Genomic DNA, 2,231 nt, shown 5'->3' with positions numbered 1-2,231 from the left:
CGCCAGCACTATCTGCCTGCCGGCCTGAACTGGCTGCCACCGCGCGAGCTGGAGAAGCTACTGCCGCTGTACGTCGGCTCGCGGCCCTGGGCGCGCGATCCGCTGGACTTCAAGCAGCTGTCCGACATCGCCGAAGACCGCGGCCAGCTCATCGACGACGAGACCCAGAACAACCCCGAGGGCCTGCCCAAGCGCAAGCCGACGCAGCGCACCTTTGTCGAGGCCGACTGGAATCTCGCCGACATGGCGCCGAAGGCGGGCTGGCAATCGCTGTTCACGCAGGTCTCGAAGTGAGCCTGGACCGCCGCGGCTTGCTGGCACTGCTGGCGGTCCCACCGGCCTGGGGCGCCGCCGACTGCTCCGACGCGCCCGGCCAGCCCTACCTGCCGCCTTGCCAGCCCTGGCCCAAGGGCATTGAGGGCCAGCGCAAGGCCGACCTGGGTGATGGTCGTTTCCTGAACCCTGTGCTGGCCGGCGACAGGCCCGACCCGACGGTGCTGAAGGACGGCAGCGACTACTACCTGACCCACTCCAGCTTCGAGGCCGTGCCGGGCCTCTTGATCTGGCATTCACGCGACCTGGTCAACTGGCGGCCGGTGGCCAACGCGCTGCACGAGGCGGTGGGCAGCGTCTGGGCGCCGGACCTGTGCAAGCACGGCGATCGCTACTACCTCTATCTGCCCGTCAAGGCCTCGCCCAACGACATCCTCGTCAGCTGGGCCGATCGCATCGAGGGGCCGTGGTCCCAGCCTGTGCCGCTCGGGCTGAGCAAGCACATCGACCCGACGCATGTCGTCGGCGAAGACGGCCGACGCTGGCTCTTTCTCAGTGGTGGCGACCGCGTGCGCCTCAGTGAGGACGGGCTCAAGCTCGCCGGCTCCATCGAGCATGTCTACGACCCCTGGCGCTATCCCGAAGACTGGGACGTCGAGAGCTTCTCACCCGAGGGGCCCAAGATGCTGCGCCATGGCGGCTGGTGGCACATGCTGCTGGCGGTGGGCGGCACCGCCGGGCCACCGACCGGGCACATGGTCATCGCCGCGCGCAGCCGCACGCTCGAAGGCCCCTGGGAGCAGGCGCCGCACAACCCGCTGATGCGCACCCGCTCATCGCGAGAGCGCTGGTGGTCGCGCGGCCATGGCAGCCTGGTCCAAGGCCCCGCGGGCGATTGGTGGATGCTGTATCACGGCTACGAGAACAGCTTCCACACGCTGGGCCGACAGATGCTGCTGGCACCGGCGCGCTTCAGTGCCGATGGCTGGTTCCATGTCGATGCCGACGACGGCGCGCCGCTGCCCAAACCCAAGGGCGGCGACGCCGTACCGCATGGCCTGGCGCTGTCGGACGATTTCTCCGGCACGACGCTGAAAACCCACTGGCAATTCCTCAGCGGCAGCAGCCAGGCGCAGCGCGCCCGCGTTGTGGAGGGCAAGCTGCGCCTCACCGCCACCGGCAAAGTCCCGGCCGACAGCCCACCGCTGGGCTTCATCCAGGGCGACCCGGCGTTCGAGCTGGAGTTTGATCTCGACTTCGACGAAGGCGTGCAAGCCGGCCTCGTCATGTTCTACAGCCCGCGCCTGTACGCCGGCATGGGCGCCAATGCGAAGAGCTTGCAGTTGCACCGCTACGGCCAGGACATCCGCGCCGTGCCCAAGCCCGCTGGCATCTCGCGGCGCATGCAGTTGAGGTTGCGCTGCGTGCGCCATGTGCTGACGCTGTACTCGCGTGCCGACGCCGGCCAGCCCTGGGCCAAGTTCCCGGTGCAGATGGACGTCAGCGGCTACCACCACAACACAGCGGGCGGCTTCGCCAGCCTGCGCCCGGCGATCTACGCGGCGGGTCAAGGCGAAGCACGCTTCTCGAACTTGCGCTATCGCGCTCTCGACTAAGGAGACCTCATGAAGATCCAAACCACGCTGATCGCTGCGGCGCTGCTCAGCCCCGCAGCCTGGGCCCTGGAGCTGAAGTCCGCCGACGTGCACAACAGCGACGACTACCCCACCGTCGTCGCGGTCAAGCACCTGGGCCAGTTGCTCACCAAGAGCAGCGGCGGCGCGCTGACGGTCAAGGTCTTCAACAAGGGCGCGCTCGGCAGCGAGAAGGAGACCATCGACCAGGTCAAGCTCGGCGCATTGGCGATGACGCGAGTCAACCTCGCGCCGCTGACGGCCATGTGCCCGAAGACGCTGGTGCCTTCCCTGCCCTTCCTGTTTCGCGACACGGCCCACATG

General features: G+C 68.2%; 3 protein-coding genes. All 3 read left to right on the top strand.

The genetic code is table 11. The features are described from left to right. Positions 1–294 (top strand): hypothetical protein (locus tag AC1DU6_RS28310; protein WP_477861199.1); only part of this gene is annotated, 294 nt, incomplete at its 5' end. Next, complete coding sequence (locus AC1DU6_RS28305; RefSeq protein WP_477861197.1) at positions 291–1,889, top strand: family 43 glycosylhydrolase; 1,599 nt, start codon at positions 291–293, stop codon at positions 1,887–1,889. The genes AC1DU6_RS28310 and AC1DU6_RS28305, both read left to right, overlap by 4 nt. A 9-nt stretch (positions 1,890–1,898) precedes the next feature. After that, positions 1,899–2,231 (top strand): TRAP transporter substrate-binding protein DctP (gene dctP, locus AC1DU6_RS28300; protein WP_477861195.1); only part of this gene is annotated, 333 nt, incomplete at its 3' end.

Source organism: Roseateles sp. P5_B10 (assembly GCF_056400485.1).
This window is presented reverse-complemented; position numbering and strand designations above follow the sequence as displayed.